The sequence below is a fragment of the Afifella pfennigii DSM 17143 genome, from assembly GCF_000688515.1.
In the GTDB taxonomy this organism is placed as follows: Bacteria; Pseudomonadota; Alphaproteobacteria; order Rhizobiales; family Afifellaceae; genus Afifella; species Afifella pfennigii.
Genome location: NZ_JHZK01000005.1, coordinates 79,511 through 104,386, shown reverse-complemented (window position 1 = coordinate 104,386; position 24,876 = coordinate 79,511). Strand labels below are relative to the sequence as shown.

The 24,876-nt window shown below is 67.8% G+C and carries 26 protein-coding genes; 9 read left to right on the top strand and 17 right to left on the bottom strand.

Going from position 1 to position 24,876, the window contains the following annotated elements:
- Positions 1 to 30 precede the first annotated feature (30 nt).
- The 4 genes from Q331_RS0106265 to ftsE form a co-directional block, all read right to left on the bottom strand.
- Entirely contained in the window at positions 31 to 1,002 is a 972-nt protein-coding gene (locus tag Q331_RS0106265) for an SLAC1 anion channel family protein (protein ID WP_026379972.1), read from the bottom strand.
- Positions 1,003 to 1,113: 111 nt separating this feature from the next.
- Positions 1,114 to 1,761, bottom strand: a complete 648-nt coding sequence (locus Q331_RS20320; protein WP_051630710.1) for a YdcF family protein — start codon at positions 1,759 to 1,761, stop codon at positions 1,114 to 1,116.
- 67 nt (positions 1,762 to 1,828) lie between these two features.
- Entirely contained in the window at positions 1,829 to 2,803 is a 975-nt protein-coding gene (locus Q331_RS0106255) for a cell division protein FtsX (protein WP_026379971.1), read from the bottom strand.
- 52 nt (positions 2,804 to 2,855) lie between these two features.
- Positions 2,856 to 3,521 (bottom strand): cell division ATP-binding protein FtsE, encoded by a 666-nt coding sequence (gene ftsE / locus Q331_RS0106250; protein WP_026379970.1) that lies wholly within the window; start codon positions 3,519 to 3,521, stop codon positions 2,856 to 2,858.
- A 136-nt stretch (positions 3,522 to 3,657) separates the two neighbouring features.
- Here ftsE and Q331_RS22925 point away from each other — a divergent pair, with 136 nt between their 5' ends.
- The 3 genes from Q331_RS22925 to Q331_RS0106235 are packed head-to-tail and all read left to right on the top strand — an operon-like array spanning position 3,658 to position 5,461.
- The gene (locus Q331_RS22925) at positions 3,658 to 4,518 is read left to right on the top strand and encodes a hypothetical protein (RefSeq protein WP_051630707.1); all 861 of its coding nucleotides are present in this window, start codon (positions 3,658 to 3,660) and stop codon (positions 4,516 to 4,518) included.
- Positions 4,515 to 5,084 (top strand): hypoxanthine phosphoribosyltransferase, encoded by a 570-nt coding sequence (hpt, locus tag Q331_RS0106240; RefSeq protein ID WP_026379968.1) that lies wholly within the window; start codon positions 4,515 to 4,517, stop codon positions 5,082 to 5,084. Before Q331_RS22925 ends, hpt begins: the two co-directional genes overlap by 4 nt.
- Complete coding sequence (locus tag Q331_RS0106235) at positions 5,084 to 5,461, top strand: response regulator (RefSeq protein WP_026379967.1); 378 nt, start codon at positions 5,084 to 5,086, stop codon at positions 5,459 to 5,461. Before hpt ends, Q331_RS0106235 begins: the two co-directional genes overlap by 1 nt.
- A gap of 72 nt (positions 5,462 to 5,533) precedes the next feature.
- On the opposite strand, the gene Q331_RS0106230 is transcribed toward Q331_RS0106235, so the two are convergent.
- The 4 genes from Q331_RS0106230 to argH form a co-directional block, all read right to left on the bottom strand.
- A complete protein-coding gene (locus tag Q331_RS0106230; RefSeq protein ID WP_026379966.1) occupies positions 5,534 to 8,194 on the bottom strand; it encodes a TIGR02302 family protein in 2,661 nt (886 codons plus the stop codon).
- A gap of 161 nt (positions 8,195 to 8,355) precedes the next feature.
- Positions 8,356 to 9,624: a diaminopimelate decarboxylase gene (gene lysA / locus Q331_RS0106225; RefSeq protein WP_026379965.1), complete on the bottom strand. Its 1,269-nt coding sequence runs from the start codon at positions 9,622 to 9,624 to the stop codon at positions 8,356 to 8,358.
- A 13-nt stretch (positions 9,625 to 9,637) separates the two neighbouring features.
- Complete coding sequence (lptM, locus tag Q331_RS0106220; protein ID WP_156953272.1) at positions 9,638 to 9,913, bottom strand: LPS translocon maturation chaperone LptM; 276 nt, start codon at positions 9,911 to 9,913, stop codon at positions 9,638 to 9,640.
- Positions 9,914 to 9,953: 40 nt separating this feature from the next.
- On the bottom strand, positions 9,954 to 11,375 hold the full coding sequence (argH, locus tag Q331_RS0106215; protein ID WP_026379963.1) for an argininosuccinate lyase: 1,422 nt from the start codon (positions 11,373 to 11,375) through the stop codon (positions 9,954 to 9,956).
- A gap of 46 nt (positions 11,376 to 11,421) precedes the next feature.
- On the opposite strand from argH, the gene tlpA reads away from it, so the two are divergent.
- On the top strand, positions 11,422 to 12,114 hold the full coding sequence (tlpA, locus tag Q331_RS20310) for a thiol:disulfide interchange protein TlpA (RefSeq protein WP_084174824.1): 693 nt from the start codon (positions 11,422 to 11,424) through the stop codon (positions 12,112 to 12,114).
- Positions 12,115 to 12,156: 42 nt separating this feature from the next.
- On the opposite strand, the gene Q331_RS0106205 is transcribed toward tlpA, so the two are convergent.
- The gene (locus Q331_RS0106205; protein ID WP_026379962.1) at positions 12,157 to 13,047 is read right to left on the bottom strand and encodes a LysR family transcriptional regulator; all 891 of its coding nucleotides are present in this window, start codon (positions 13,045 to 13,047) and stop codon (positions 12,157 to 12,159) included.
- Between the two features lie 149 nt (positions 13,048 to 13,196).
- Between Q331_RS0106205 and Q331_RS20305 the strand changes: the two genes are divergently transcribed.
- The 3 genes from Q331_RS20305 (at position 13,197) to Q331_RS0106190 (ending at position 14,965) form a co-directional block, all read left to right on the top strand.
- Complete coding sequence (locus Q331_RS20305; RefSeq protein WP_034491246.1) at positions 13,197 to 13,505, top strand: DUF1127 domain-containing protein; 309 nt, start codon at positions 13,197 to 13,199, stop codon at positions 13,503 to 13,505.
- Between the two features lie 149 nt (positions 13,506 to 13,654).
- On the top strand, positions 13,655 to 14,536 hold the full coding sequence (pdxY, locus tag Q331_RS0106195) for a pyridoxal kinase (RefSeq protein WP_026379961.1): 882 nt from the start codon (positions 13,655 to 13,657) through the stop codon (positions 14,534 to 14,536).
- 87 nt (positions 14,537 to 14,623) lie between these two features.
- Positions 14,624 to 14,965: a DUF2147 domain-containing protein gene (locus Q331_RS0106190; protein ID WP_026379960.1), complete on the top strand. Its 342-nt coding sequence runs from the start codon at positions 14,624 to 14,626 to the stop codon at positions 14,963 to 14,965.
- A 19-nt stretch (positions 14,966 to 14,984) separates the two neighbouring features.
- On the opposite strand, the gene Q331_RS0106185 is transcribed toward Q331_RS0106190, so the two are convergent.
- Positions 14,985 to 15,674, bottom strand: coding sequence for a pyroglutamyl-peptidase I (locus Q331_RS0106185; protein WP_026379959.1), 690 nt, complete (start codon positions 15,672 to 15,674; stop codon positions 14,985 to 14,987).
- Positions 15,674 to 16,705: an aspartate-semialdehyde dehydrogenase gene (locus Q331_RS0106180; RefSeq protein ID WP_026379958.1), complete on the bottom strand. Its 1,032-nt coding sequence runs from the start codon at positions 16,703 to 16,705 to the stop codon at positions 15,674 to 15,676. Before Q331_RS0106180 ends, Q331_RS0106185 begins: the two co-directional genes overlap by 1 nt.
- A 391-nt stretch (positions 16,706 to 17,096) precedes the next feature.
- Here Q331_RS0106180 and Q331_RS20300 point away from each other — a divergent pair, with 391 nt between their 5' ends.
- A complete protein-coding gene (locus Q331_RS20300) occupies positions 17,097 to 17,996 on the top strand; it encodes a leucyl/phenylalanyl-tRNA--protein transferase (RefSeq protein ID WP_051630705.1) in 900 nt (299 codons plus the stop codon).
- A 28-nt stretch (positions 17,997 to 18,024) separates the two neighbouring features.
- Here the strand turns inward: Q331_RS20300 and leuB are convergent, their stop codons facing one another.
- The 6 genes from leuB to Q331_RS0106145 all read right to left on the bottom strand — a co-directional run bounded on the left by leuB (position 18,025) and on the right by Q331_RS0106145 (position 24,141).
- Entirely contained in the window at positions 18,025 to 19,152 is a 1,128-nt protein-coding gene (leuB, locus tag Q331_RS0106170) for a 3-isopropylmalate dehydrogenase (protein ID WP_026379957.1), read from the bottom strand.
- Between the two features lie 111 nt (positions 19,153 to 19,263).
- Positions 19,264 to 21,336, bottom strand: a complete 2,073-nt coding sequence (locus Q331_RS22920) for a sensor histidine kinase (RefSeq protein WP_051630703.1) — start codon at positions 21,334 to 21,336, stop codon at positions 19,264 to 19,266.
- 134 nt (positions 21,337 to 21,470) lie between these two features.
- Positions 21,471 to 22,673, bottom strand: a complete 1,203-nt coding sequence (locus Q331_RS0106160) for a lytic murein transglycosylase (protein ID WP_026379956.1) — start codon at positions 22,671 to 22,673, stop codon at positions 21,471 to 21,473.
- Between the two features lie 125 nt (positions 22,674 to 22,798).
- On the bottom strand, positions 22,799 to 23,404 hold the full coding sequence (leuD, locus tag Q331_RS0106155; RefSeq protein ID WP_026379955.1) for a 3-isopropylmalate dehydratase small subunit: 606 nt from the start codon (positions 23,402 to 23,404) through the stop codon (positions 22,799 to 22,801).
- A gap of 58 nt (positions 23,405 to 23,462) precedes the next feature.
- Positions 23,463 to 23,885 (bottom strand): metallopeptidase family protein, encoded by a 423-nt coding sequence (locus Q331_RS0106150; protein WP_051630701.1) that lies wholly within the window; start codon positions 23,883 to 23,885, stop codon positions 23,463 to 23,465.
- 4 nt (positions 23,886 to 23,889) lie between these two features.
- Positions 23,890 to 24,141: a hypothetical protein gene (locus Q331_RS0106145; RefSeq protein ID WP_245615519.1), complete on the bottom strand. Its 252-nt coding sequence runs from the start codon at positions 24,139 to 24,141 to the stop codon at positions 23,890 to 23,892.
- Between the two features lie 216 nt (positions 24,142 to 24,357).
- On the opposite strand from Q331_RS0106145, the gene Q331_RS0106140 reads away from it, so the two are divergent.
- Complete coding sequence (locus tag Q331_RS0106140; RefSeq protein ID WP_026379952.1) at positions 24,358 to 24,729, top strand: hypothetical protein; 372 nt, start codon at positions 24,358 to 24,360, stop codon at positions 24,727 to 24,729.
- Positions 24,730 to 24,876 lie beyond the last annotated feature (147 nt).

Below are 24,876 nucleotides of genomic sequence, written 5' to 3'. Positions count from 1 at the left end.
CCGGCCGAAAGGTTCATTGTCGAAGCCGGCCTATTCCGGCTGGCAGATTTCCTTGGCGAAGATCGCCATCAGCGTGCGCACGGCAAGGGCGACGACGAGCAAGGCCAGGAGCGCGGCAAGGCCAAGGCCGATGACAAGATGCGCCGCCGAGCCGGTCTCCTGTGCAAAGAGCAGCGAAGCGACCGACAGCGCCGCGACCGGAAAGGAAAGCGCCCAGAAGGAGAGCGCGAAGGCAAGCCGCATCAGCTTCGGCGCCTGCGTCAGCACCACGGCGGCGAAGACGTAGCCGATATTGATGAGGATGCGGGCGAAGGCGTCGACCTCGCCGGAAAGCCGCAGATAGGCGATGAAGGCCACCGCCGGCGGGGCGATCAGGATGACCAGCGTCGGCAACAGCCGGCCGGGCAGCGGGTCGTGGAAGATGAGCCGGTTCATCACCAGGGTGAGAAGCACGACCCAGAAGACGAGGCCGGCGGAAAAGAACAGCCAGGAGAGTTCGACGAAGCCGAACTCGACCCCGACCAGCGGCACGATGATGTTGCCGACGGCGGGGATGAACCAGGCCGGATTGAGATGCACCTGCTGGAAGGTGCGATGGCCGATCCAATTGGCAAGGACGCTGAGTGATAGGACGCCCTGCGCCAGCATGCCGGCGATGAAGACCGGTCGGGCGATTTCCGGCGCCAGCGGCGCGGCGGCCGTCGCCATCAACAGAAGCGAGATGGAGATCGCGGGAAAGAAGGCGATGCGCACCGGATGCGCCCATTCCTGCGCCACTTCCCTGGCATGGAAGGCGAGCTTGGCGAGATATTGCGCGCCGATGAGGGCGAAGATCGCCACCGTCGCGTAGAGCGACCAGGTGGAGGCCGTACCGGCGAGATGGAGCGCGTGCTCGCTGGCGCGCAGCGCCAGGGTGAGGCCGCAAAGCCCCATGACGACGGCGAAGAAGCTGACGGGGAAATGCGCCAGCCGGCTCTCGCTTGCTGCGGTGACGTCGCTCATATCGCCTTCCATTTTTACATTCCTACATTTGAATGTAACAATATGCGACTGTGCGTGGAAGACTTCGGGCGCCATCCGCCGCGGCCGAGATGTCGCAGGCGAGGCGCCGCCTCAGGCCGCCGGGCGCACCAGCGCCACGAGGTATTTCACGTATTCCTCGAACAGGATGTGGAAGATTTCGCGCCGCTGCGCCCAATCGCCGAGATCGAGGCCCGGCCGGCGCACCGGATAGGCGATCAGGCGCACCTCCGGCATCTCGCGCCTGAGCTCGGCGATGGAGCGCGGCATGTGATAGGCGCTGGTGACCACGATCAGCGAGGCGTAGCCGTTGCGGCGCGCCCAGTCGCGCGTCTCCGCGGCGTTGCCCCTGGTATCGAGCGCGTTCTTGCCCAGATCGACGCAGCAGGCGAACAGCGTCTGGCTTTCGCCGGCCAGGCCGGCTGCGATCGACTTCTTGGTGGTCTGGGAATAGACGCCGGAAATGAGAAGGCGCTTGCCCGCCCCCTCTTGAAGCAGCGCCACCGCCCCCTCGATGCGGGCCAGGCCGCCGGTAAGGGCCACGATGGCGTCGGCCTTCGGCGCCACAGGCGGCCGCGCCGAGACGATCTGCTGGGCAAAGACGAGGAAGCCGCCGGCGAAGAAGAGCGCCAGGACGGCGCCGGCGAAGACGAGGCTGCGCAGGAGCCTCAGCGCGAGCGGGCGCCGCCGCCGGCCAAAGCCGCGCGCCTCCAGCTTCTCCGTCAGGCTCTGCCGCGCCATCAAGCCCCTCCGCGGCTCCTTGCCGAGGCCATCTTCCTGGCGCGCTTTTCTCGGCGATGCAACGCCGTCAGCCGATTTCGGCAAGCGTCCGCCGCACGGTCAGACGGGCCGTGGCGGCGATCGTCACCGCGATCGCGACCACTGTCACGATGCTGCCGATATAGGCCGGCGGGCCGACGGTGAGACCGCCGAGCAGGCTTCTGAGCTGCGCCTCCTCCGGGGTCGGTCCCTGCACGCCGCCGATGAGCGACAGGAGGGCGAAGAGCGCGATCGCCGCGATCCCGCCGAGCCCGGCGCCCTTCAGCCCAAGCAGGAGGAAATGCCTTTGGAACTCACCTGCCACATAGGCATCCTCCGCGCCGACGAAATGCAGAACCTCGATCACCTCCTTGTTGCCGGCCATGGCGCCGCGGGTGGCAAAGACCACCGAAAGCGCCGTCGCCGCCATGACGAGGGCGACGACGCCGAGCCCGGCGAAGGTGACCGCCTGGGACATGCGCGCCAGGCGTTTCAGCCACATGCCGTGATCGTCGAGGCTGGCGCCCGGCACTTCTTCGCGCAGCAGCCGGGCGAGCGTTGCAAGATCGGCATCGCCGTCGAGCCGCACCGAGATGATCCGCGGGATCGGCAGCTCGTTCGGATCGAAGCCCCGGCCGAGCCAGGGCTCCAGGAGCGCGGAGGATTGCTCCGGCTGAAGGATCTCCGCCGAGCGCACGCCGGGCGTTGCCTCGGCGATGTTGCGGGCCCGTTGCAGGGCGCTCTGCATGTCCTGCATGGCGACCGGCGAGACCTGGATGGTCAGCTCGGCGGCGATCTGTCGCTGCCAGCCCCGCGCCCTGTCGGAGACGACCGAGACGGAGGCGACGGAAAGACAGGCGAGAAAGCTCATGATCGCCACCAGGACCAGGAGCGCCCTGCCGGCGACGGAACGCGGCGGCACGATCGGATTGACGACCCGCGGCTCCTCGAAGGCGCCGGGCGTGGCGCCTTCGCGCGCCGGCAGCTCCGCGGAGCCGATCTCGCGCGGCGCCGGGGTCGTCATCGGCCCGCGCCGGCGTCCGATACGGAGGCGCTTGAAGCGGCCTTGTCTGCCCTCACGCGATATCATGGACTTCCATCACTCCGGCGTTGAGGATGAGGCGTCTGGCATCGTATTGATCCATCAGCGCCAGATCGTGCGTGGCGATGACGACCGAGGTGCCGAGCCGGTTGAGCTCGATGAACAGCCGCAAGAGGCGGCGGGCGAGAGGTGGATCGACATTGCCGGTCGGCTCGTCGGCGAGCAGGATCTCCGGCCTGGTGATGACCGCGCGGGCAATCGCCGCGCGCTGCTTCTCGCCGCCGGAGAGGACGGGCGGGTGCACCCACATCTTGTCGCCGAGCCCCACCCATTCCAGAAGCTCCATGACGTCGTTGCGATAGCTCGATTCGGCCTGGCCGAGAACGCGCAAGGGCAGCGCCACGTTCTCGTAGGTGGTGAGATGCTCCAGGAGACGGAAGTCCTGGAAGACGATGCCGATGCGCCGCCTCAGCACCTGCACGTTGGTGCGGCTGGCGGTCGCCGCGTCCTGGCCGAAGATCTCCACCAGGCCCCTTGTCGGCCGCAGCGACAGGAAAAGCAGGCGAAGGAGCGAGGTCTTGCCGGCGCCGGAAGGGCCGGTGACATACTGAAACGAGCAAGGCCCGATGGCGAAGCTGACATCGCGCAGGATTTCCGGCCCGAGCCCGTAGCGCAGGCCGACATTCTCGAAGCGGATCAGGGGGTCTTCCGGGCTGGGCGACTGTTCGTCCATGGACTCTGCCGAATTGCTGACGGTTCCTGCATCGCATCCCGGCGTTAAGCTGGTGTTAACGATGTTCGGTAAGAAATTGGTAAGCAAGCTAACGGAGCCCTGCATGCCCGAACCCAGCGCGGGCGACAAGCGGTCCTCGTCCGGGCTCTTCGCTGACGAGCACCTGTCGGCACCCGCCCATCTCGACCTTTTGACTTGCCCCGGCTGTGGGGCGGCCGAGCTGTTGGAGGCCGGAGCCGTCGATGCCGGCACGCATCTCATCGTCTGCGGCCATTGCGGCGAGAGTTGGAAGGCCGTCCAGGCTTTTGACGAGACGGCGACGCCTTGCTCCCCCGCTTCTCTCACCGCCCTGGAAGGACCGCTGACGATCGCCCCCCCGGCACCGTTTGCCCATCGCGCCCCGCCGGCCGAGACATGGCCGCACGCGCCCGGCTCCGGCGCCTCGTATCTGGGCGCCCGCTTCCTCGACGCCGCAGCCGAAGAGACGCCGGCGCCGCCCAAACGCCTCGCCCGCCTTTCCTTCGCCGCGGCACTGCTTTCCTGCCTCTTCCTGGCGGGCATCTTGCTGGGGCGGCAAAGCGTCGTCGCCGCCGTGCCGGATCTGGCCGGCCTCTACGCCCTCGCCGGCCTTCCCGTCAGCACCGATTCGCTCGCCTTTCGGGGCGTCGCCCTCGCGCCGGCCACCGCCGCCGAAGAGGGGCCGCTTCTGTTGACCGGCCATCTCGTCAACCAAGACGCCTCGAGCCTGCCGCTCGCCCCGATCCGCCTCACCTTTCTCGGCGACGGGGGCGAGGCGCTGGGCGCGCTTCGCCTTAACGCTCCGGCAACCATGATTGCCGGCGGCGCCAGCCTCGCCTTCTCCTACGCGCTCGGCGAGGCGCCGTCGGGACTTGCGGCCGTGCGCCTCAGCCTGGAGGGGCCGGTCGCACGCGCGGCGCAAGACGTCAAGGCCGCCGGGCCATGAGCGAGCCGCCGCGCCCCGGCATCCGCCCGCTCTACCCGGCTGAGGAGATCGCCGCGCGGGTGGAGGCGATCGCCGCCAAGATAGCCGCGCGCTCGCCGGAAGGTCTTCTGGCCGTCATCGTTCTGAAGGGCGGCTTCGTCTTCGGCGCCGATCTCGCCCGCGCCCTGGCCGAGAAGGGCGTTGCCATGGAGATCGAGTTCATCTCCCTGTCCTCCTATGGCGCCAGGCTGAAGACCAGCGGCGAGGTCCGCGTCTTGCGCGATATCGGCTGCCCGGTCGCCGATCGCGACGTGCTTATCGTCGACGACGTTCTCGATTCCGGCCTCACCTTGCGCTTTGCCCGCGACCTGATGGCCGGCCGCGGCGCCAGGCACGTCGAAGTCGCGGTGATGATCGACAAGCCGGAAGGTCGCAAGACAGAAATCGCCGCCGATTACGTTGGGTTTACCTGTCCGGACTATTTTGTCGTCGGTTACGGCATGGATGCAGGCCATGCCCATCGCGAACTCCCCTATGTCGGCGTCGTTGAAGACAGCAAGAAGGGGGCAAAGAGCGGGGAAGGGTAATGCGTATTCTCCTGACGGAAGACGATGATTCGGTAAGAGCTTTCGTCAGCCGCGCTTTGGAGCTCGATGGACACGCCGTGGAGACGGCGTGCGACGGGCTGGAGGCGATGGACCGGCTGACGGAACGGGACGGCGATTTCGATCTCCTGGTCAGCGACGTGAAGATGCCGGTGATGGACGGCATCGATCTCGCCCACAGCGCCGCCAGGAAATGGCCGGGCCTGCCGATTCTGCTGATGACCGGCTTCGCCGATCAGCGCGAGCGCGCCGAAGATCTGCAGAAGGTCATCCGCGACGTCCTGACCAAGCCTTTCACGTTGCAGGAGATCCGCAGCGCCGTCTCCGAGGCGGGCGCCGAAAAGCCGGAAGCCGCCTGAGCGTCCTTGCGCGGCGCCCGCATGGCGCCCCTTCCCGAAGATGATTGCCCCCGATGGGACCTGCCGGACCGCTCACTCGCGGTTGAGCAGCCTTTCCAGATATTGCAGCTCGTAGGGCGGGCGGAAGCGCTCGCCGAGCCGCTCGCGAATCGCGTTGAGGATGCGCCGGGCGCGCTCCACGTCGATCTCGTCGGGCACGCGCACGCTGTCGCCGAGATCGGGTCCCTCGGTGCGCTGCGGCCGGCCGAGCGGATCGACCTGGCCCTGCGGCATGCCCCCGCGGCCGACCTGTTGCTGCCCGCCCTGTCCGTCCTGGCCGAGCATCTGGTTCATCATGTTCTGCATGCCCTCGCGCATCGCCTGCAAGGCCTCGCCCTGCTGGCCGTAGGCGTCGCGGGTCTCGCCACCGCCGAGGGAATCGGTCGCCTCGCCCATGGCGCGACCGGCCCGGTCCAAGGCACGCTCGCCCTGCCCCTGCCCGGGCGCCTCGCCCTCGCCTTGCATGCCCGGCATCTGGCCCTCTTCGCCCTGGCCCTGCTGCTGGCGTAGCTGATCGAGGAGCGCCTGCAGACCCTCGTGCAGATCGCCCTGGCCCTCTTGCAGCTGGCGCATGATCTCGGCCATCTCGGAGGGTGACAGCTCTCCCTGCTGGCCCTGCTGGCCCTGCTGGCCCTGCTGGCCCTGCTGGCCGGGGCGCTGCATCGGCCGCTGGCCCTGGTCGAGACGGAAGGTGTCGTCCATCAGCCGCTGCTGCTCGCGCATCAGCCGGCCGAGCTCCTCCATCTGCTGCATCATCTCGCCCATCTGGCCGCCCTGCATCTGCTGCTGCATGCGCTGGGCCATCTGCATGTTGTCGAGCATTTCCTGCAGCTGGCTGAGCAGTTCCTGGGCGGCATCGCGATCGCCGAGACGGGCAAGGTCTTCCACCCGGTCGAGCATGCGTTCCAGATCCTGCTGCGAGAAAAGTCGCGCATTCGGGTCGATGGGGGTAAGCTGGTCCTGCGGCATGCGCGCCATCTGTTCGGCCATGGAGCGCATGAAATCGTTCATCGCCTGCCGCAGCTCCTCGGTGAGCCGGGCGATTTCCTCCTCCGAGGCGCCTTCCGCGAGCGCCCGTTCCAGCGCCTCGCGCGCCTCCGCGAGCCGCTGCTGCGCCTCCGAAAGCTCGCCGTCCTCGATGAGGACCGCCATCTCCCAGAGATAGTCGAGCATCTCTCTCAGCTGCTCGTCCGTTTCGGCGGCGCGCATGCGCTGATAGGCGACGGTGAGGCCGAGATAGATGCCCGAATCGGAGACGAAGCGGTCCGGCCGCAAGGTCATGGCGTCGAGCACCTGCGCCACCCGGTCCTGCCGGCGGGCGTCGAGGGCGAGATCGCGTCGCTGTTCGATGAGCGCCTTGGCGATCGGGTTGCGGAAGGGCCGCTCCGGCAGCGTCATCGCCCCGTCATCGGCCGGCCGCCCTTCCTGGCCGGCCGCATCGGTGACGAGCGCATCGGCGAGAACCTCCATGCCGGCGAAGGGATGCTGCTCCAGCCGGGCATAGGATTTGCCGATGGTCTTGCCGTCGCGATCGCGGGTGATGCGAATGGGCACGGAGGGCGTTTCGACCAGCGGCCTTGCATCCCCCGGCTGCGCCTCCTTCGGGCGGAAGGTGACGCTGCCGCCGCTGACGCCGTAATCGTCGTCGACCTCGAACTCCATCGTGAAGGAGCCGGTGCGGTTGATGGTGACGCGCCCGCGGCTGATCGTCGGTGGTCGGTCGGGGATGATGGTGAAGGCGTAATCCGCGGCGCTGGCGCCCGCGCTTACCGAGACGCGGCCGTCGGCCTCCAGGCTCGCCGCGTAGCTGCGGATGAGGCTGCTATCCGGTTCGGTGCCGGCCTCGCCGGCGTTTTGATCGCCGCCATCCTCCTCCGGCGAAAGGAGCTGCACCGAGCCGCCGGCGCTGAGCTCCACCTGCGGGGCTTCGTCGGAGACCACGCGCACCGTCAGCTTGCTGCCTTCCGGCACGGCGACCGGCCCCGCGCCTTGCGCGCCCTCGCCCGTCTCCGTCCTCTCGCGCCGGGAGAGATAGACGGGCGGCGCCCCGGTATAGGCGGGCGGATCGATCCAGGCGTCGATACGCGCCGGCACGGAGGGCGCCAGCTCGGTCGAAACGGGACGGAAAGCGTCGGCAAGACGCGGCCAGTGCTCGCCCCAGCCGACGAAGAAGGCAAGCACGAGCAGCACGGGGATGGCGAAGCGCCAGGCATTGGGATCGCGCCGCGCCATGTCCGGGCGCGCTCCGCCGGCCTTGAGGCGCGAGAGCGTGGCGAGGAGCCGCCGCTGATGCGCCGCCCACAGCGCCGTCGCCGTCGGTCCGTCGGCGACGGGCGAGAGCTGGTCGCGCAGGCCCGATGCCGGCCGGTGCGGCACCGCCGAGGCCTCTTCCACCCGCCGCAGCGAAGCCGCCTCGCTCGGCCAAGGCGTGCGCGCCAGCCGAAACAGGAAGAACACGAGACCGAGCCCCAGCGCGGCCAAGAGAACCGCGCGACCGAGATCCGGCAAGACGCTCCATATGCCGAGCCAGGAGAGCGTCAGAAACAGCGCGAGGAGCGACAAGAGCGGCACGAGCCGCGGCCAAAGGGCCTCCCAGAACAGCGCCAGCCTGGCCCGGCGAACGATCCCGCCGAGCCTTTCGGCCGCCTCGTCGGGCCGCTTCGCCCTCTCGCGCTTGCTCGCTGCCTTCTCCACGCCGGCTCCTTGCTGTGGCGCCCCGCTCGCCCGGCCGTTCGCGGCCGCGACGTTAAAAGACTATAGCGGAGCGCTTCGCCTCGAAAAGGACAAGCGGCAAGGATGGCCATATCAAGGCTGACACGGCTTCGTGAAGGATACGGGCTACCTTCCCGCCCGTCTCAGCCTTGTTTCAGCCAGCTCGGGACGCGATCGCGGCCGATCAGTTCCTCGTAGCTCTCGCGCGCCCGCACCAGCGCGTACTCGCCCCCGCGCACCAGCACTTCCGGCACCAGCCGACGGGTATTGTAGGTGCCGGCGAGCACCGCGCCATAGGCTCCGGCGGAGAAGACCGCCAGGAGATCGCCTGGCTGCGGTCGCGGCAGGGTGATCTCCTTGGCGAGGAAATCGCCCGTCTCGCAGACCGGGCCGACCACGTCGCAGGTGATGCGTTCCGCCTGGCTCTCGCGCACCGGGGCGATGCGATGGAAGGCGTCGTAGAGCGTCGGACGGATGAGATCGTTCATCGCCGCGTCGACGATGACGAAGTTCTTGTCCTCGCCCTCCTTCACATAGAGGACCTCGGTAAGGAGTATGCCGGCATTGCCGGCAATCAGCCGCCCCGGTTCGAAGACGATCTTGGCGTCAAGGCCGCTCATATGCCGGCGCACCGTCTCCGCGTAGCTCTTCGGCAGGGGCGGCGCGGCACGGTCCTCGTGATAGGGGATGCCGAGCCCGCCGCCGAGATCGATATGGTCGATCGAGTGCCCGTCGCGCCGCAATTGCCGCACCAGATCGGCGAGCCGTTCGAACGCCGCGTCGAAGGGCTCAAGATCGGTGATCTGGCTGCCGATATGCATGTCGATGCCGACGACCTTGAGGCCCGGCAGCCCGGCCGCCTCGGCGTAGATTTCCCGGGCGCGCGCCGCCGGAACGCCGAACTTGTTCTCCTTCAGCCCGGTGGAGATCTTGTGGTGCGTGCCGGCATCGACGTCCGGATTGATCCTGAGGCTGACCGGGGCGGTGCGCCCCGCCTCGCTGGCAAGGTCGGACAGGAGCTTCAGCTCGCTCTCCGATTCCACGTTGAAGCAGAAGATGCCGGCTTCGAGCGCGAAGGCGAGTTCGCGGGCGGTCTTGCCGACGCCTGAGAACATGATTCTCTCCGCCGGCACGCCGGCGGCGAGCGCGCGCCGCAACTCGCCTTCCGAGACGACGTCCGCGCCCGCGCCGAGCCGCGCGAGGGTGGCGATCACCGCCTGGTTGGAATTGGCCTTCAGCGCGTAGCAGATGAGATGGTCGAAGGCGGCGAAGGCCTCCTCGAAGACCCGGTAATGCCGCTCCAGCGTCGCCGTGGAATAGCAGTAGAGCGGCGTGCCGACGGCCCGGACGATATCGGCGACGGGAACGTCCTCGGCCCAAAGCAGGCCGTCCCGATAGGCGAAATGATGCATGTCAAAGAACGCCTTAGATAAGCGGATCGAGGATGAAGCGCTTGTCCGTGGCGTCGTCGACTTCCATCTTCTCCGGCTCCAGGCCGGGTTGGTCGGCGAATTCGCCCCGCTCCACGACCTCCGAGAAGGCTTCGAAGGTGTCGCGCTGCTCCGGCCGGGCACCGGGGTCGGCCTTGACGTCGTAGCCGCTCTCCCCGCCGGGCGGCGGCTCCAGCGCCCCGCGCCGGCCGCAGCCGGTCGCCGCCACCAGGGCGAGCGTCAGGACGACGAGCACACGCATCAATGCCATAGGAGAGCTCCCCCGGAATGCACGGAACCAGGTCGTGGAATCATAACCGGCCTTGCCCCGGATCGGCAGTCTGTTTCGCCGCGTCCTGAAGGCTGGAAAGCCAGTGCCGCGCCCGCTCGCGCACATTCCCCGGCGCCGTGCCGCCCTCGCTCGTGCGGCTGGCGACGGAAGCATCGACCGAAAGCACGTCGTAGACCCGCTCGTCGATCCCGCCATGCAGCTTGCGCAGCACTTCCAAGGGCAGCTCGGCGAGTTCCAGGCCGCGTGCATCGGCTTCCGCGACGATGCGGCCGGTGACGTGATGCGCCTCGCGGAAGGGAAGGCCGGCCTCGCGCACCAGCCAGTCGGCGAGATCGGTGGCCGTGGCAAAGCCGGTACCGGCGGCGGCGCGCATCACCGCCTCGTTCGGCTGCATGTCGGCGATCATCCCGGTCATCGCCGCCAGGCACAGCGACAGCGAGGGAAGCGCGTCGAAGACCGGCTCCTTGTCCTCCTGCATGTCCTTGCAATAGGCGAGCGGCAGACCCTTCATCACGATGAGGAGGGCATTCAGCGCCCCGATGATGCGCCCCGGCTTGGCGCGCACCAGCTCCGCCGCGTCCGGATTGCGCTTCTGCGGCATGATGGAGGAGCCGGTGGTGAATTTGTCCGACAGGGTGACGAAGCGGAACTGCGCCGAGGACCACATCACGATTTCTTCGGCGAGCCGCGACAGATGCACCGCGCAGATGGAAGCCGCCGCCAGCGCCTCCATGGCGAAGTCGCGGTCGGAGACGGCATCGAGAGAATTGGCCGTCGGCCTTGAAAAGCCGAGCGCCTTCGCCGTCATCTGCCGGTCGATGGGAAAGGCCGTACCGGCGAGCGCGGCCGAACCGAGCGGGCATTCGTTGAGGCGCGCCCTGGCATCGGCGAAGCGGCCGCGGTCGCGCGCCAGCATCTCCACATAGGCGAGGCAATGATGGCCGAAGGTCACCGGCTGGGCGCTCTGCAGATGCGTGAAGCCGGGCATCACGGTGCCGGCATGCGCTTCCGCCTTGCGCGCCAGCGCCAGCATCAGCGCCGTGATCTGGCCGTCGATCTCGTCGAGGGCGTCGCGCACATAGAGGCGGAAATCGGTGGCCACCTGGTCGTTGCGCGAGCGCGCCGTATGCAGCCGGCCGGCCGCCTCGCCGATGAGTTCGGCAAGCCGGGCCTCGACATTCATATGGATGTCTTCCAGGCTGCGCGAGAAGGAGAAGCGTCCCTCCTCTATCTCTGCCTTGATGCGCTGCAGCCCATCGCCGATCTTCTCCGCGTCCTGCGTCGCAATAATGCCCGTTTTGGCAAGCATCGCGGCATGTGCCCGTGAGCCGGCTATGTCCTGCCTCGCCAGCGCCTTGTCGAAATCGACTGAGGCGTTGATTTCTTCCATGATGGCGTCCGGGCTTTCGGAGAAGCGGCCGCCCCACATGCGGTTCGACATCGCAGGATCGCGTCGTTGATTGACTTAGGTTTCGGAGCAGACACCCGTGAAACGAGCCACTTCCGCCCTTGCAGCAGCCATCATCATAGCCGCTGGCATTGCCGTCGCCCTATACGGGATTTCCTCCGATGGCAATGAGGGGACGCTCGCCGCCGGCCCCGATTGTCGCCCGGCGGTCGACGTCGCGGCGGCGCTTGAGCCGCTGATGGGCGGCGAGATCGCCGCGCTGATCCCGGCGAGCCGGCCGCAAAATCTCTCCTCCCTGGCCTTCACCGACCAGTTGGGCGAGGCACGCACGCTCGGCGAGCTTTCCGGCCAGTTGAAGCTCGTCAATCTCTGGGCCACCTGGTGCGCGCCCTGCCGCGAGGAGATGCCGGCCCTCGATGCGCTCCAGGCTGGGCTCGGCGGGGAGAATTTCGCCGTCGTGCCGATCAATATCGACCGCACCGAGCCGGCCCGCCCGCGCCAGTTCCTGGAAGAGATCGGCGTCGCCGAGCTGCCGCTCTATACCGACCGCACGATGAAGATCTTCAACGACATGAAGGCCAAGGGGCTTGCCGTCGGCCTGCCGGTGACGGCGCTCATCGACGGCAATGGCTGTCTCATCGCCCATATGAACGGGCCGGCGGAGTGGAATTCGCCCGATGCGCGCGAGCTGATTGCGGCGGCATTGCGCCAAACCGGCCTTGCCGGCCGTCAGACGACCTCGCCTCAGAACGCCGCCACGCCGCAATCCTGAGCGGCGCGCCGCAATCCTGAGCGGCGCGCCGTTCTGCCCGACCTAGGCCGCCTTCTCCAGCCCCGCCTGCCCCGCCGGTGCGAAGCTCGCCGCCACATGGTCGGCGAGCGCCATCACCAGGGGATCGCTCTCGTCGCGGGCGATGAAGGAGATGGCGTAGGTGCCGAGCGACGGCAGGCCGCTTTCCGGCCCGAGCGCCACCAAATCGCCCTTGGCGAGCGACACCGGTAGCGGCGCCACGGCGAGATCGCCGGCGATTGCCGCGATCTGGCCGGCGGCCGAGGCGCTGGAATAGGCGATGCGGTGGCGCAGCCCCACTCTGCCGAGGGCGTGCACGGATCTGCGCCGCCATTCGCAGGACGGATTGGCGACCGCCACCGGCAGGGGCCGGCGGGCATGGGCGGTGCCCTCGCGCGCCCCCAGCCAGACCAGCGGCTCGTCATGCACCTGCCGGCGGTAGAAGTGCGCCTGCGAGACGTCGGAATCGGTGACCAGGCCGGCGTCGATCTCGCCGCGTTCAAGGCGCGGGCGCAGGCTCGTCGACAGGTCGCAGATGACGTTGACGGAGACCCCCGGATGGGTGCGGGCGAAGCGGCGCAACACCCGCGGCAGGAAGGCGCTGGCGTATTCGTCGGGCGTGCCGACGGTGATGACGCCTTCCAGGTCGGGCTGCTTCAGCCGCCCCCAGAGCTCGCCGTGCATTTCCAGGATGCGCCGCGCATCCGGCAGCATCGCCTCGCCGAAGGGCGTCAGCCTCACCTTGCGTGAATCGCGGTCGAAGAGGCGCCGTCCCACCAAGTCCTCCAGCTTCTTTACCTGCATGGAGACGGCCGATGGCGTGCGCCCGATATTGTCGGCGGCGACGGAGAAGCTGCCGGCATCGGCGATCGCGACAAATGTTCGCAAAAGGTCGGCGTCGAGCACGGGATGCATGGCTTTCGTTCACTCTTCAGGAAAACTGAACCGATAAGTAAAACCTTTTCGTTTGATTGATCAATAGCGAAGCGCCAGATGTGTTCCAACGCAGCGCCGCATGGCGCGCCGCTGCACCACAACCGGGCCCCCGCCCGACGGAGACGGACATGTTTGAACGGCTTTCCCACAACCCGACGCTTCAGGCGCCCCGCGAGAGAGATTTCGCGGCCCGGCTTGCCGGGCTGCTCGGTCCGGCCGTGCGCTCTTCCCACCGCCTTTGGCGCGCCATCAAGGGCCGCCGCGCCGCCTATCGGCTCGCCTCGCTCGACGACCATATGCTGGAGGATATCGGCCTGACGCGCTTTGAGGTGGAGAGCGCCCTGGCGCTGCCGCTTTCGGACGATCCCAATGCCGAGCTCATGCGCCGGCGCGCCGACCGCATCGCCGCCGCGCGGCGTGGCCGGCGCTCCCGCTGAGATCGCGTAGCGCCCGCTTCGCCATGACGACCCGGCGCCCGAGCCGCGCCGGGTCGCCCGCATGCCTGCCTTGTGCCCAGCGCATGCCTGGCGGTGGTTTCCCGAGCCGCTGAATTTCCGTAAGGCGGAGGCTTGGAGGAACGCATCTCATGTCGGCGCCGGGTCCCGTCATCCTTCTTTCCAGCCATGTCGCGATCGGTGCCGTCGGCAACCGTGTCGCCGGCTTTGCGCTGGAACGCCTCGGCATCGAGACCGTCCAGGTCCCGACCGTCATCCTCGCCCATCATCCCGGCCAGGGGCCGGTGGAGCCCATCCGCCCGGCGCCTGAGGCCTTCGCCACGCTCCTCGATGGCATCGCCAAGCGGCTTGAGGCCCGCCCGCCCGCGGCCATCCTCACCGGCTATTTCGCCGGCGCCGAGGAGGCTGAGGCCGCGTCCCGCTTCGTGGAGAGGCTGAAGCGGCGTTATCCGGAGCTTCTTTATCTCTGCGACCCGGTCTTTGGCGATGCCGGCCGCGCCTATCTGCCGGAGGGCGTCGTCGCCCTGTTGCGCGAGAGGCTGCTGCCGATGGCCGATATCGCCACGCCGAACCTTTTTGAGTGCTGCGAGCTCACCGGCCTGCCGCACGAAGCCCGGCTTGCCGATCTGACGGCTGCCGCCTCTGGGCTCGGCCCGCCCGAGATCATCGTCACCTCCGCCCCGGCCTTGATGCGCGGGCGCATCGCCGCCGCGCTCGTCACCGCCGGCGGCACGCTGCTTGCCGAGCACCCTGCCGTGGCGAGCCCCGCCAAGGGCGCGGGCGACCTCTTTGCCGCGCTCTATCTCGGCCGCCGCCTGCTCGGCACCGCTTGCGAGGAAGCCTTGGCGCTCGCCGCCGCCGCCACCCACGACGTCTTCGCCGCCACCGCCGCGCTCGGCCGCGCCGACCTTGCCTTCGCCCAGGCGCAGGAGGCGCTGGTGCGCCCCGGCCTGCAGCGCGTGGCGCTGCGCCGTCTGGCCTGCGCCGACCGCGCCGCCTCCGCAAAGCCGTAACGTCACCTTCGCCATCAACGTTGAAGGGCGTTGCGCTCGGCCGCGACGCGCGCTCTAGTTGCGCCAGGGAGAAGAAGGAGACGTCCGATGAAATGGAAGCTGAGCGCCGCGATCGCCCTCATGGCGGCCTGGCCGGGCCTGGCACTGGCCGATCCGATCGAGGGAACCTGGCTGGCGGAATCCGGCAATCTGGTGAGCATCGCCCCTTGCGGCGAGGCCTATTGCCTCAACGTCGTCAGCGGGCCGAACAAGGGTAAGCAGATCGGCCGCATGCAGGGCGCCGATGGCTCCTATAAGGGAACCATCCTCAACCCGGACGACGACCGCAGCTATTCCGGTTCCGTCACGCTGACCTCAGGCTCCACGATGCGCCTGAAGGGCTGCGCCATGGGTATCTTCTGCAAGACGCAGAACTGGCAGCGGCAATAGAGCCTTCTCGCGGGCGGGCTCACGCGCCCTCGCCTTCAGCCCGCTCGCGCCAGGCGGCGACGGCGAGCGAAAGAAGGAGGCTGGCGCCGGCGCGCATCGCCTCCGGCGCCATGACGCCGATCTCCTCGCCCGCGGCCGCGCTCGCCGCCACCGCCTCTTCCGGCACGGCATCGGCGAGAAAGGGAAGATGCACGAAGCCGGCCATCACAAGCCGCCCCGAGGAGGCGGCGAGCCGGCCGGCGCGATAATAAAGGGCGTTGCACAGATAGGTGCCGGCATCCTCGGAGAGGCTCGCCGGGTGCCCGGCGCTTTCCAGGCTGGCGCGGATGCGCCGGATCGGCAGGGAGCCGCGCCAGCTTTCCGGCCCGTCCGCATCGATGCGCGAAGACGGCGCCCTTGCCCCGCTGGCATCGGGCTTGTCGTCCGCCATGCGGTTCCTGGCGATGCGCTCCAGCTGGAAGTCGCATGCCCGCCGGCTCACCCCGAATTGAACGGCGATGTCGGGACGATGCGCCTCCCACAGGCGCCGATAGGCGTCGGGGGCCGCCACCCAGTCGGTCGGCAACACCCAATGCAGCGCCTGCGCCTCGATTTCCTCCGCAAGCGCGCTTGCGGCGAGCTCCTCCACCAGCCAGGCGCTCGGATTGTCCGGAACGCCCGGGAACGGCCCGAAGCCGGTGACGAGAAGGCGCGGGGGCCGTCCGCCCATCAGGCCGCCTGTCGCTTCTCCAGAAGCTTGCGGTTCACCAGGAGCTCGGCGATCTGCACCGTGTTGAGCGCCGCGCCTTTCCTGAGATTGTCGGCGACCACCCACATGGAAAGACCGTTCTCCACCGTCGGATCCTCACGGATGCGCGAGATATAGGTCGCGTCCTCGCCGGCGCATTCATAGGGCGTGACGTAGCCGCCCGGCTCGTGCTTGTCGACGACCAGGCATCCCGGCGCCTCGCGCAGGATATCGCGCGCCTCCTTGGCGGAGATCTCCTCATGGAACTCCAAATTCACCGCTTCGGAATGGCCGACGAAGACCGGCACGCGCACGCAGGTCGCCGTCAGCTTGATGGCCGGATCTAGGATTTTCTTGGTCTCCGCCACCATCTTCCACTCCTCCTTCGTCGTGCCGTCCTCCATGAAGACGTCGATATGGGGAATGCAGTTGAAGGCGATGCGCTTGGGAAACTTCTTCGCCTCGATGGGGTCGGCGACGAAGACGGCGCGCGTCTGGTCGAAGAGTTCGTCCATCGCCTCCTTGCCGGCGCCAGAGACCGACTGGTAGGTGGCCACCACCACCCGCTTGATCCTCGCCTTGTCGTGCAGCGGCTTCAGCGCCACGACGAGCTGCGCCGTGGAGCAGTTCGGATTGGCGATGATGTTCTTCTTGGTGAAGCCGGAGATGGCGTCGGCGTTCACCTCCGGCACGATCAAAGGCACGTCGGGATCGGTGCGCCAGGCGGAGGAATTGTCGATGACGACGCAGCCCTTGGCGGCGATCTTCGGCGAGACTTCCTTGGAGATGGCGCCGCCGGCCGACATCAGCGCGATATCGACGTCGGAGAAGTCGAAATTCTCCAGCGCCTGCACTTTCAGCGTTTTGTCGCCGAAGGAGACCTCGGTGCCCTGGCTGCGCCGCGAGGCGATCGCCACCACCTCATCGGCCGGAAAGCCGCGCTCGTGGAGAATATCGAGCATCTCCCGCCCGACATTGCCGGTCGCGCCGACGACTGCGATCCTGTAGCCCATATCCTGCTCCCCTCTCCCCGCAAAAAGCATCTCATCCCCGCCCCGGGGAGAGATCGGGGCGGAGCCTTCAGCCGGTCGTCTTGGTCCCAGAAATCTGGGTAAAGGCCGTTCTGGTCATGGTCGGCGGGTTTTATCGTGCATGCGCGCAATGTCAATCGGCGCCGCCTGTCGCTGCCGGCATCGAGTTCAACCGAGGCCCGGCTTCACCAAAGCCCGGTTTGACCAAGGCCCCGGTTAACCAAGGCCCCGTTTAACCAACGCCCCGTTTAACCAACGCCCCGTTTAACCAAGGCCCCGTTTAACCAAGGCTTGAGACCGGCCTGCGAGACTGCCCGCCTCGCCCGCCTGAAGAGGCGAGCCGCAATTGAGACAAGCGCCACGAGGATGAGCGATGCAAGCAAGCGCCGTCAGCGAGACCGCCCGGCTTTCCTCGCAGGAGCCGGAATTCACCGAGAGCTGGGAGGCGCGCGCCCGGCGCTTCGGCCTCGGCCTTGCCTGGAGCCTGAAGCATGACGGCGCCCTCGGGGCGGCGCGCATCGGCGCGGCGCATCTGACCGCCCTGGCAACACCCGATCCCGGCCTGCCGGCGGCCGATGCCGCCCCGCTGAGCCGCACCGGGGCCGTGGCGGTCGCCCGCGATCTCTCCGTGCCGACGCTGCGCTCGGCCTATGCGCGCGGTCTTTACCCCTTCTCGCATGCCCTGCGGCCGAAATGGCTCTCGCCGGCCGAGCGCTGCATCATCCGGCTTGCCGATTTTCACCTTTCCAAGCGCCTGCGCAGTCATATTCGCAAGGGCACATGGCGCGTCACCTTCGACACGGCCTTTGCCGAGGTCATGCGCGGCTGCGCCGAGAGGCGGCCGGGCCAGGCCCCGCTCACCTGGATCACGCCGACGATGATGCGCGCCTTCCAGGCCTTCCACGAGGCCGGCGATGCGCATTCCTACGAGGTCTGGGACGAGGAGGGGGCGCTCATCGGCGGCGGCTACGGCGTCGCCACGGGAGCCTGCTTCACCATCGAATCGCAGTTCTTCCGCAAGACCAACGCCTCCAAGGTCGGCTTCTCCACGCTCGCCTGGCATCTTGACCATTGGGGCTTTCGCATCGCTGACAACAAGAAGCCGGCAGAGGCGGTCGCGCGCTACGGCTTCGTCACCGTGCCGCGTGCGGAGTTTCTCACCCTCCTGGAGGAGGCGCCCGCCGCGCCCGTCAAGGCCGGCCGCTGGCGGGTGGAGGCCGATGCGGCACGCGTCGCGGCCTGGGATCCCAAGCTTCATCGCCGGGCGGCCTGAAGCGGCCGCCCGCTCGCCGCCTTTTCCCTCAGCCGGCCTGCGCCAGCGACAGGAAGCGTTCGCGGATCGCCTGCCCCATCCCCTTGGTGCCGACCTCCGTCAGGCCTTCCGCGCCGGTGCGCGGGAGGATGTCGCCGGTCCTCAGCCCCTCGTCCAGCACTTCCGCGATCGCCTTCTCAAGCTGCCCGGCCGCCTCGATCATGCCGCAGGAATAGCGCAGGCACATGGCGAAGGAGGCGAACATGGCGATGGGGTTCGCCACTTCCTTGCCGGCGATGTCGGGAGCCGAGCCGTGGACGGGCTCGTACATCGCCTTGCGCCGGCCGCTCTGCGGGTCGGGCGCGCCGAGCGAGGCGGAGGGCAGCATGCCGAGCGAGCCCGTCAGCATCGCCGCCACGTCCGACAGCATGTCGCCGAAGAGGTTGTCGGTGACGATGACGTCGAACTGCTTTGGCCAGCGCACCAGCTGCATGCCGCCGGCATCGGCGAGCATGTGGTCGAAGGCGATATCGGGATATTCCCGGCGCGCCACCTCCGTGGCCACCTCGTTCCACAGGACGCCCGATTTCATCACGTTGCGCTTTTCCATGGAGGTGACGCGCTTGGCGCGCGTCTTGGCAAGCTCGCAGGCGACCCGCACGATGCGCTCGATCTCGTAGGTCTCGTAGACCTGCGTGTCGACGGCCCGCTTCTGGCCGTTGCCGAGATCGGTGATCTCCTTCGGCTCGCCGAAATAGACCCCGCCGGTGAGTTCGCGCACGATGAGGACGTCGAGTCCCTCCACCACCTCGCGCTTCAGGGAGGAAGCCTCCGCGAGCGCCGGATAGCAGATGGCCGGGCGCAGATTGGCGAACAGGCCGAGATCCTTCCTGAGGCGTAACAGCCCCGCCTCCGGCCGCACCTCGTAGGGCACGCCGTCCCATTTCGGCCCGCCGACGGCGCCGAAGATGACCGCGTCCGCCGCCAGCGCCTTTTGCATCGTCGTCTCGGAGATCGCCACGCCCTCCGCGTCGTAGGCGGCGCCGCCGACGAGCCCTTCCTCATAGGCGAAGGAACCGATCCCCTCCGCGTTCATCCAGTCGATGAGGGCCTTCACCTCGGCCATGATTTCCGGGCCGATGCCGTCGCCGGCCAGAAGCAGGAGCTGATGCGTCATGGAAGTTTCCGTCTTGTGGGGAAGCTTGAGCTAGCCTCTCGGCGGCGCGGAGGCAAGCACCTCTAGGCTCGCAAGGTCACGGTTCTGGCGGCAGGCGGGCGCTGGCAAGCCTCAGGCGGCCGCATGCGAGGCGCTTTCCTTCGGCAACGGCATCGTCAGCGTCGCCACCAGCCCCTCCTTGAGCCAGTCGATACGGTAGCTGGCGCGGTATTGGGCGACGATCTGCTCCACCATCTGCGTGCCGAAGCCGCGCTTGTCGGCCTCCGGCTCTGAGGGTGGCGGCCCGTTGCTTTCGCGCCAGGTGATGGTGAGCTTTGGCTCCTTGGCCTCCTCGACCTGCCAGGAAAGCTCCACCTTGCCCTCCGGCACGCTGAGGGCGCCGTATTTCGCCGCGTTGGTCGCCAGTTCGTGGAGGATGAGGCCGAGCCCGGTCGCCGCCTCGCTGTCGATGCGCGCGCTCTCGCCCGATATCGTCACCTGGTTCGCCTCCTCGCGCATATACGGGGCGAGCACCAGCCGCGCCAAACGGCCGAGATCGCCGACCGCGGTCGCCGCGCCGTATCCTTGCGTGACCGAATGCGCCTTCGACAGGGCGTCGATGCGCCGGCGCGTCGTCTTGGCCAGCTCGTCCGCCGATGTGGCCGAACGGGCCCCCAGCGACAGGATGGCGGCGACGACGGCGAAGACGTTCTTGACCCGGTGGTTGAGCTCGCGCGCCAGGAGCTCGGCCTGCTCGTTCGCCTTCTGCAGGCGCTCCGCCTGGGCGGCGCGCAGCTCCGCCTCCTCCCGCAGCTTGGAGTTGGCGTCGTTGAGCTCGGCCGTGCGCTGCTCCACCCGCGCCTCCAACTGGCGCGAGGCGGCGCGCAGATCGGCCGTCAGCGTCTCGTTGGCGTCCTTTTCCCGGCGCAGCCAGTCGGTCATCCGCGAGAAGGCGAGGCCCGTGCGGTGCAGCTCGTTGTAGCGCGTCTTCAGGGGCGGCATCGGCTTCAGGCTGCCGGCGGCGATATCCTCCGCCTGGCGATAGAGCTGGCCTATAGGGCGGGTGATGGTGCGGGCGATGAGAAGGCCGAGGAGCCCGGTCAGGATCGCCACGCCGAGGGCGAGCAGATAGCCGTTGCGGCGGCTCTCCTTGATGGCGCCGAGAAAGTCGTTTTCCGGCACATAGGTGATCACCGTCCACGGCCAGCGCGTGCCGGGCAGCGCCGAGGCGACGGCATGGAAGGTCTCGCCGCTAAAGCGGAAGCTGGAGGAGGTCTCGCTCGCTTCCGGCAATGTTCCCCCGTCCTGGTCCGCGCCCTGGTCCCTGGTCTGGCCCCCGCTCTGGCCCCTGCTCCGGAAGGAACCCGCCGCCGCCTGGGCGAGCGGATCGTCGAGCTCGTCGATGCGCGTGAAGCGCAGCGTCTCCCCGGCTTCGCCTTCCGTCTTGATCTTCGCCGGGTCACGATAGGCGATGACGTCGCCGCTATCGGAAACGATGAAGGCGCCGCCGGTCTCGCCCACCTTGAGGCCCGCCAGGAAGCCGGAAAGGGCGGATATCTCGATATCGATGCCGACGACGCCCGTCAGCGTCCCGCCGGGGGCGCGCACGGGCGTCGCCACGGTGATCCCCGGCTCGCGCGAGGAAAAGAAGATATAGGGGTCGGTCCAGGCCACCCCGTTCGCCTCCACCGCGGCGGCGTACCAGGGCCGCGTGCGCGGATCGTATTGGTCCTCAGGGTCGCTGCGGCGCGCCCGCTGGACATAGGTCGCGTCGCGCCAGATCAGCTCCACCTGTCGGCGCAGGGGTCGGTTCTCGATCGTCTTGACCCGGAAATCGGCGCCCGCAACGCTGTCGTCCCGGTTCACATAGACGAAGTCGCCTTCCGTATTGCCGTAGAAGATGCCGGCGAATTGCTCGTGCGAGCGCAGCTGCTCGAAGAAGTAGCGCTCCATCGCATCTTCGTTCTCGCTGCTGACGACCTGTTGGCGGGCAAGACGTTGCGAAAGGTCGGCCGCATCCTCCGCCGGCGCCAGGAAGCCGACCGCATGGCTCGTCGTATTGCGGGCGACGTCGCGCACCAGGGCGCGCGCATGATCCAGAAGAACGCGCTCGGAGGTGAAGTAGAAAGGAAGAATAACCGCAGCGATCGCGACGAGCTGCAGCCCGGCGAGCGACAGCGCGAGCACACTGCGTATCGAAACCATGGCCTCTTCCCCTCGGCCATGCCTAGCATCAGCCGGGCCGAGACACAATTGAGCTTAAGCCACGATTGCGAGGAAGACGCTGCGTCAGCTCTTCGGCGCCTGCCGGCCGGCGGGCGGCCGCCGGCGCGCTCGCCTCAGCGCCCGCCGAGGGCGCGGTAGATCTTGCCGCCCGGCCGGCCCGTCGGCTTCATGCCGAAGCGCTCTTCGGCCGCCTTGATGGCGGCGCGGCTTTGCGGGCCGATCTTGCCGTCCACCTCGCCGACATCGTAGCCCTGCGCCAGGAGAAGCCGCTGCAATTCGAAGCGCTGCGCGCGCGACAGCGGCGGGTCGTCCGTCGGCCAGGCGGTCCTGAAGGCCGGATAGCCGGCGAGCCGGTCGGCCAGATGCGAGATGGCGAGCGCGTAGCTTTCCGCCTGATTGTAGGAATAGATGGCGTCGAAGTTGCGGAAGACGAGGAAGCCCGGCCCCTTCGGCCCGGCCGGCAAAAGCAGCCCCGCTTGGGCGCCGCCGGAGATCGGCGCCCCGTCGGCGCGTGTCACGCCACGCTGGCCCCAGCTGGAGAGGCTTGCCTTGTTGCGCCTTCCCGTCGGCCCGTTATAGCCCGGCGGCACCTTCACCTCGATCATCCAGGATTCGCCTTTGCGCCAGCCCGCCTTGTGCAGGTAATTGGCGGTGGAGCCGAGCGCGTCCGGCACCGACTTGACGAGATCGCGCCGCCCATCCCCGTCGAAATCGACCGCGAGCCGCTGATAGGTGGAGGGGATGAACTGGGTCTGGCCGAAGGCGCCGGCCCAGGAACCGTAAAGCTCGTTGAGCTCAAGATCGCCGCGATCGACCAGTTTCAGCGCGGCGACGAGCTCGCCGCGGAAGAACTTCGTGCGCACCCCGCCGCAGACGAGGTTGGCGAGCGCATGCGGCAGGTAATTGTCGCCCGCATCCTGGCCGAAATTGCTTTCAACGCCCCAGATGGCGGCGATGACGTAGCGGTTGACGCCGAAGCGCTCTTCGGCCGCCCTCAGCACCCGGTCGTAGCGCGCCATCATCGTGCGCCCGTCGGCGATGCGCTGCTCGTCGACGAGAAAGCCGAGATAGTCCCATATCGGCGTCTTGAATTCCGGCTGGGCGCGCGCCTTGCGCAGGACTTCCTCGTCGTAGCGCGCTCCGTTCAGCGCCCGCGCGGCGAGATCGGCGCTGACGCCCTGCGCCACCACCTGGCCTTTGAGGCTGTCGATGCAGGTTGAGAAGCCGGCGGCCGAAGCGCTCGCCGGCGCCGCAAGGCCAAGCCAGGCAACAAGGCCGACGGCCGCCGCGCGCCGGCCGAAATGGGCAGTCCGCATCCCTCAACTCCGCTCGCTGATTGCGCCGGCAATCTAGAGAGATTCGCCACCGATGAGAATCCCGGCGGCCCCGGCCGGGGCGCTCACAATCTCGTAAGCGCCTGATAAACGGAGATACGCGGCGCTCACACCCAGGGGCGGGCCTCGCCCATTCGTCCCTCGAAGCCGGCGATCGCTTCGGCCTTTTGCATGGTCAGGCCGATATCGTCGAGGCCGTTGATGAGACAATGCTTGCGGAACGGGTCGATGTCGAAGCGGATCGTGCCGCCGTCCGGCCCCTTGATCTCCTGGCGCTCCAGATCGACCGTCAGCGTCGCATTGGCGCCGCGCGAGGCGTCGTCCAGAAGCTTTTCCAGCTCCTCGGCGCTGACGATGATCGGCAAGATGCCGTTCTTGAAGCAGTTGTTGTAGAAGATGTCGGCGAAGGAGGTGGAGATCACGCAGGTGATGCCGAAATCCTTCAGCGCCCAGGGCGCATGCTCGCGCGACGAGCCGCAGCCGAAATTGTCGCCCGCCACCAGGATCTTGGCATCGCGGTAGGCCGGCTGGTTGAGCACGAAATCGGGATTCTCCGAGCCGTCCTCGTGATAGCGCTGCTCGTAGAAGAGCGACGTGCCGAGCCCGGTGCGCTTGATGGTCTTCAGGAACTGCTTGGGGATGATCATGTCGGTATCGACATTGACGATCGGCAACGGCGCGGCGACGCCGGTGAGAGTGGTGAATTTTTCCATGGCGGTTCCTTTCGCCGTTTCTCATGCTTCGGCCGAAGCCGAGCGTCAAGCTTCTGTCTCAATCCATCTCGTAAAGCGCGTCCATGTCGTCATCGGAAAGGCCGAAATGATGGCCGATCTCGTGGATGAGCACATGCGCGACGAGATCCTCCAGCGCTTCCTCGTAATCGCGCCAATAGTGGAGGATCGCCAGGCGAAACAGCCAGACCCGGTTCGGCAGGGCGCCGGTGAAAGGCGTCGCCGGGCCGTGGGCGAGGCCGACCCCCTCAAAGAGGCCGAGGAGGTCGAGCGGATCGTCGATCTCAAGCTCCTCCAGCGCCTCCCTGTCCGCGTAATCGGCGACGCGGATCTCGATTTCGCCCGTCAGCGCCCGGAAATCCTCCGGCAGGCTCTGATAGGCGCGTAGCGCCAGACGCTCGAACTCGGCGAGATCCGGCATGTCGGCCAAGCCCATGCCGGCCCCGATAGGCTCATGTGACATGCCTTCACAAATAGGTGCTGACGAGGTGCCAGAGAAGCCAGAGAACGAAAACGAGCGCCAGCGTGCGCCCGACGCGCCGTCCCCAAACCTCGACCGGGTCGCTCTGCGGCGCGTCTCTCCCGGAAAAGTGCCGTCCGGCGCGCGCCAGCGAGGACGAGCCGATGGCCTCGCTGTCGCGTTCAACGCGTTTCAGGGCGTCTTCGGCCTCGCGCCTGCGCGCCTCCTCTTGCTGCGTGGTCAGTTTCGCCTCCCTCAAGCGCCCAAAAGCTTACGCCAACACACCATCCCGGCTCCAGTTCCTGACCCTTAACCGCCTCATCGATTAAATGTTTTTGAGCGAACGATTGTCGCATCGGCACCGTTGAGGGCTCGAGGCAACGCCAACTCACGCCTCTCCCGCGCCCGGCGCCAAGCGCGCCTTGCGAAGGCCGGGAAAGATGCAACACGAGAGGCAGACAGGAGATCAACTCCCATGAACTTCCCAACCAATCTCACAAAGCTCACCGCAGCCTCCGTCGCCGCGTTGTTTGTCGGGCTGAGCGCCGCCAATGCAGCCATGATCCTGCGTCAGGACGCCAACGGCAACAAGGTGGTGGTCAACACCGAGACCGAGGCGGAGGCCCGCATCTACGGTCCCGGGCCGGTGGACAGCCGTCCGGACGATTGCCAGTCCGGCGGCTTCTTCACGATGATGGACGGCGACCGCGAGGTCTATGTGGCCTGTGACGACGAGACGATGCAGTACACCGCCTCCATGGACACCATGGCCAGCGGCGAGAGCATGATGGAGGGCGACCGTCCGCTGGAGCCCTATGCGCCGGGCACCGAGGGCGTCAACAACTAAGCTCTCACCTGAGTAACCGTGTGACCACGGTCGCGATGCGGCCGTAAGGGGCGGGACTTCGGTCCCGCCCTTTTCGCGTGCGCCGATTGCGCGGGCCGGCGCCCCAAGCAAGAAGGGCCGCCTCGGCGGGCGGCCCTTCAGATCTTG

Excerpts from the sequence above, each read along its gene's own strand:
- Q331_RS20300 (WP_051630705.1), top strand. The coding sequence starts at position 17,097 with ATGCAAGCAAGCGCCGTCAGCGAGACCGCCCGGCTTTCCTCGCAGGAG.
- lysA (WP_026379965.1), bottom strand. The coding sequence starts at position 9,624 with ATGCATCATTTCGCCTATCGGGACGGCCTGCTTTGGGCCGAGGACGTT.
- hpt (WP_026379968.1), top strand. The coding sequence starts at position 4,515 with ATGAGCGAGCCGCCGCGCCCCGGCATCCGCCCGCTCTACCCGGCTGAG.
- Q331_RS20320 (WP_051630710.1), bottom strand. The coding sequence starts at position 1,761 with ATGGCGCGGCAGAGCCTGACGGAGAAGCTGGAGGCGCGCGGCTTTGGC.
- Q331_RS20305 (WP_034491246.1), top strand. The coding sequence starts at position 13,197 with ATGTTTGAACGGCTTTCCCACAACCCGACGCTTCAGGCGCCCCGCGAG.
- Q331_RS0106185 (WP_026379959.1), bottom strand. The coding sequence starts at position 15,674 with ATGGGCGGACGGCCCCCGCGCCTTCTCGTCACCGGCTTCGGGCCGTTC.
- Q331_RS0106205 (WP_026379962.1), bottom strand. The coding sequence starts at position 13,047 with ATGCATCCCGTGCTCGACGCCGACCTTTTGCGAACATTTGTCGCGATC.
- Q331_RS0106190 (WP_026379960.1), top strand. The coding sequence starts at position 14,624 with ATGAAATGGAAGCTGAGCGCCGCGATCGCCCTCATGGCGGCCTGGCCG.
- Q331_RS0106235 (WP_026379967.1), top strand. The coding sequence starts at position 5,084 with ATGCGTATTCTCCTGACGGAAGACGATGATTCGGTAAGAGCTTTCGTC.
- lptM (WP_156953272.1), bottom strand. The coding sequence starts at position 9,913 with ATGGCATTGATGCGTGTGCTCGTCGTCCTGACGCTCGCCCTGGTGGCG.
- argH (WP_026379963.1), bottom strand. The coding sequence starts at position 11,375 with ATGTCGAACCGCATGTGGGGCGGCCGCTTCTCCGAAAGCCCGGACGCC.
- Q331_RS22920 (WP_051630703.1), bottom strand. The coding sequence starts at position 21,336 with ATGGTTTCGATACGCAGTGTGCTCGCGCTGTCGCTCGCCGGGCTGCAG.
- Q331_RS0106150 (WP_051630701.1), bottom strand. The coding sequence starts at position 23,885 with ATGTCACATGAGCCTATCGGGGCCGGCATGGGCTTGGCCGACATGCCG.
- Q331_RS0106180 (WP_026379958.1), bottom strand. The coding sequence starts at position 16,705 with ATGGGCTACAGGATCGCAGTCGTCGGCGCGACCGGCAATGTCGGGCGG.
- leuB (WP_026379957.1), bottom strand. The coding sequence starts at position 19,152 with ATGACGCATCAGCTCCTGCTTCTGGCCGGCGACGGCATCGGCCCGGAA.
- leuD (WP_026379955.1), bottom strand. The coding sequence starts at position 23,404 with ATGGAAAAATTCACCACTCTCACCGGCGTCGCCGCGCCGTTGCCGATC.
- Q331_RS22925 (WP_051630707.1), top strand. The coding sequence starts at position 3,658 with ATGCCCGAACCCAGCGCGGGCGACAAGCGGTCCTCGTCCGGGCTCTTC.
- Q331_RS0106255 (WP_026379971.1), bottom strand. The coding sequence starts at position 2,803 with ATGACGACCCCGGCGCCGCGCGAGATCGGCTCCGCGGAGCTGCCGGCG.
- pdxY (WP_026379961.1), top strand. The coding sequence starts at position 13,655 with ATGTCGGCGCCGGGTCCCGTCATCCTTCTTTCCAGCCATGTCGCGATC.
- Q331_RS0106160 (WP_026379956.1), bottom strand. The coding sequence starts at position 22,673 with ATGCGGACTGCCCATTTCGGCCGGCGCGCGGCGGCCGTCGGCCTTGTT.
- Q331_RS0106265 (WP_026379972.1), bottom strand. The coding sequence starts at position 1,002 with ATGAGCGACGTCACCGCAGCAAGCGAGAGCCGGCTGGCGCATTTCCCC.
- Q331_RS0106140 (WP_026379952.1), top strand. The coding sequence starts at position 24,358 with ATGAACTTCCCAACCAATCTCACAAAGCTCACCGCAGCCTCCGTCGCC.